This is a genomic window from Polynucleobacter sp. (assembly GCF_018500155.2).
In the GTDB taxonomy this organism is placed as follows: domain Bacteria; phylum Pseudomonadota; class Gammaproteobacteria; order Burkholderiales; family Burkholderiaceae; genus Polynucleobacter.
Genome location: NZ_JAHBAK020000005.1, coordinates 1 through 3015, shown reverse-complemented (window position 1 = coordinate 3015; position 3015 = coordinate 1). Strand labels below are relative to the sequence as shown.

Below are 3015 nucleotides of genomic sequence, written 5' to 3'. Positions count from 1 at the left end.
ATTGCTAGGGTTGCTGCTGTAATCGCAATAATTTTTTTCATATTAAGTAATCCTTTGAAATGAATTTGTGTCTGCTATCGATGTGGATTATTTTTTACCGCATGGGAAGCGCATTGCCAAGTAGCCTAATGCAGTACCTGCAGCAGGTTTATCAGCAGTTTGTGGATTCTCACCAGCCCATTTCACAAAATCTGCAATCACATCATCGCGTTTTGGCGCAGGTTGCTTCACGCAAATAAATGGTTTAGCGCGTTGTGGATGACGTGTTGCTAAATAGGTGTCATAAATAGCGCTGGTGTAGCCAACGCAGAAGCTGCGTGATTCAGGGCTTGCTGGTAATTTGCAAGTATTGACTAATTCTTGCGTGCTTAATACTTGTACTTTTTCTTGGGCTTGAGCAGCGCCAGAAAGTGCACCAAGAGCAGCTAAAACAACTAGGGTTTTTTTCATGGGTTTTCCTTAGAGTGTATTTAAAACAATCATAAACCATCAATAGAAGCCTATATGTGCACTATCTTAGTGCAAATTGCACTTTTATGGGCTTTTCCTTTCCCCATAATGATGCAAAAAAAGGACGGGGAAATTCGCATGGAAATCTTGAAAACAGGTAGTGACGCATTATTCATTTTGCTTGGTGCCATCATGGTTCTTGCCATGCATGCAGGCTTTGCGTTTTTAGAGCTCGGTACGGTTCGCAAGAAAAACCAAGTTAATGCCTTGGTCAAAATTTTGGTCGATTTCGCGGTGTCGACCATTGCCTACTTCTTCATTGGTTACAGCATTGCCTATGGCGTGAATTTTTTCTCAGGCGCAGAATTGTTGGCTGAAAAAAATGGCTATGAGTTAGTGAAGTTTTTCTTCTTGCTAACTTTTGCAGCTGCTATCCCTGCGATTATTTCTGGTGGAATTGCTGAGCGTGCCAAATTTAATCCGCAACTCATTGCCACTTTTGTGTTGGTTGGATTTGTTTATCCTTTTTTTGAAGGTATCGCCTGGAATCAGCACTATGGCATTCAGGCTTGGATCAAGGGTCTGACTGGCGAAGAGTTCCATGATTTTGCAGGTTCCGTTGTAGTGCATGCGGTCGGTGGATGGATTGCATTGCCCGCCATTATTCTTCTTGGCGCACGCCGTGGCCGTTACACCAAAGAAGGGCAAATTTCTGCGCATCCACCATCAAGCATTCCTTTCCTGGCGCTGGGCGCTTGGATTTTGGCGGTAGGTTGGTTTGGTTTTAATGTCATGAGCGCGCAAACGATCGACAAGATCAGTGGCTTAGTGGCTTTGAACTCATTAATGGCAATGGTCGGTGGCACATTAGCCGCTTGGGTGGTGGGTCGCAATGATCCGGGCTTTGCTTACAACGGCCCTCTCGCTGGTTTAGTTGCTGTGTGTGCGGGTTCAGATTTAATGCATCCAGTCGGCGCTTTATTTGTGGGATTGGTTGCTGGCGGATTGTTTGTTTATATGTTTACCTTGGTGCAAAACCGTTGGAAGATTGATGACGTTCTAGGCGTTTGGCCATTACATGGTCTTTGTGGTCTATGGGGTGGATTGGCAGCAGGCATTTTCGGCACGAAAGCCTTTGGTGGAATTGGTGGTGTCACCTTTACAGGCCAGTTGATTGGTAGTGCACTAGGCGTAGGTATAGCATTGATCGGCGGTATTGTCGTGTATGGCGCCCTTAAGGCCATTCTTGGAATTCGAATGTCTCAAGAGGAAGAATTTGAAGGCGCTGATTTAAGTGTCCATCGTATTTCTTCTACACCTGACCGCGAACCAAACTGGTAACTATTGCTTTATCGATAGCCTGATTCATACCTATAATGGGTCATGGCTATATATGAACTAGAAGGAAATGCCCCTCAATTGGCAGAAGGGGTTTGGGTTGCCGAGAGCGCTGAAGTGATCGGCAAAGTTGAACTTCATCAAAATGCCAATGTATGGCCAAAAGTCGTGATCCGCGGCGATAACGATCTCATTACCGTTGGTGAGGGTAGTAATGTACAAGATGCATCAGTGCTACATACTGACCCTGGCTACCCCCTTCTCATTGGTAAGAATGTCACTGTAGGTCATCAAGTCATGTTGCACGGATGTAGCATTGGTGACGGCAGTCTTATTGGTATTGGTGCGGTAATACTCAATGGCGCCAAGATTGGTAAACATTGTTTAGTTGGAGCCGGTGCATTAGTGACCGAAGGGAAAGAATTTCCTGATGGTTCCATGATCATAGGTTCACCAGCGAAGGCGGTTAAGACGCTGACACCAGAGCAAATTACCGGCATTGGCGAGATCGCCGGTCGCTACGTCAAGAATGCACAGCGTTACAGCAAGTCGCTAAAGAAAATCTCTTAATTGCATCCCAATCATGCTCTACGTGTTTAATGTAGTTCTGCCGGTATTTTTGCTCATTTTTATTGGGTATATTTGTGGGCGCACTGGAAAGTTAGGCGAGAGCGCATCGATTGAACTCAATCGGTTTGTAGTGTGGTTAGCCTTGCCTGCTCAACTTTTTAGTTATGCAGCCAATACCGGTTGGGAAACACTCTGGCAGCAAGGATTTATAGTCGCTTTTCTTTTAAGTTGCTTGATTGTCTTTGCATTAGTGCTCATCGTGAGTCTATGGAAAGGTAGGGATTTAGCGGCCGCTAGTTTTAATGGTTTGAGTGCATCCTATTCAAATACGGGCTACATGGGTCTCCCACTTTGTGCTCTTGCATTGGGTGAAGATGGATTGGCTCCAGCGATTATTTCCACCTTTATTGTGTTTGTGATGTTTGCATTAGCCACTGTGCTAATCGAGATTGGACTTCTATCTCACAAAAGAAATCATGAAATTTTTCTCAGTGTTGTGAAGTCGCTTTGCACTAACCCACTTCTAGTTGCTCCTGTGGCCGGCTTTGTGTGGGCGTCGACAGGTTTTAGTCTTTATGAGCCAATTGCTAAGGCGATATCATTTTTAGCGGCTGCTTCTACCCCCTGTGCACTGGTCTCAATTGGATTATTTTTATT

The 3015-nt window shown here is 45.0% G+C and carries 4 protein-coding genes; 3 read left to right on the top strand and 1 reads right to left on the bottom strand.

The window, feature by feature from the left end; translation table 11 throughout:
• Positions 1-87: 87 nt before the first annotated feature.
• Positions 88-450 (bottom strand): Rap1a/Tai family immunity protein, encoded by a 363-nt coding sequence (locus KIH43_RS00370; protein ID WP_296967448.1) that lies wholly within the window; start codon positions 448-450, stop codon positions 88-90.
• A 138-nt stretch (positions 451-588) separates the two neighbouring features.
• On the opposite strand from KIH43_RS00370, the gene KIH43_RS00365 reads away from it, so the two are divergent.
• From KIH43_RS00365 to KIH43_RS00355, 3 genes are all read left to right on the top strand, one after another.
• The gene (locus tag KIH43_RS00365) at positions 589-1791 is read left to right on the top strand and encodes an ammonium transporter (RefSeq protein ID WP_297716635.1); all 1203 of its coding nucleotides are present in this window, start codon (positions 589-591) and stop codon (positions 1789-1791) included.
• 42 nt (positions 1792-1833) lie between these two features.
• On the top strand, positions 1834-2358 hold the full coding sequence (locus KIH43_RS00360) for a gamma carbonic anhydrase family protein (protein WP_297716633.1): 525 nt from the start codon (positions 1834-1836) through the stop codon (positions 2356-2358).
• A gap of 13 nt (positions 2359-2371) precedes the next feature.
• The coding region (locus KIH43_RS00355; protein WP_297716631.1) for an AEC family transporter at positions 2372-3015 on the top strand (644 nt) is incomplete at its 3' end.

Bases quoted from the DNA above. Each gene is read 5' to 3' on its own strand.
- KIH43_RS00370 (WP_296967448.1), bottom strand. From the start codon at position 450: ATGAAAAAAACCCTAGTTGTTTTAGCTGCTCTTGGTGCACTTTCTGGC.
- KIH43_RS00365 (WP_297716635.1), top strand. From the start codon at position 589: ATGGAAATCTTGAAAACAGGTAGTGACGCATTATTCATTTTGCTTGGT.
- KIH43_RS00360 (WP_297716633.1), top strand. From the start codon at position 1,834: ATGGCTATATATGAACTAGAAGGAAATGCCCCTCAATTGGCAGAAGGG.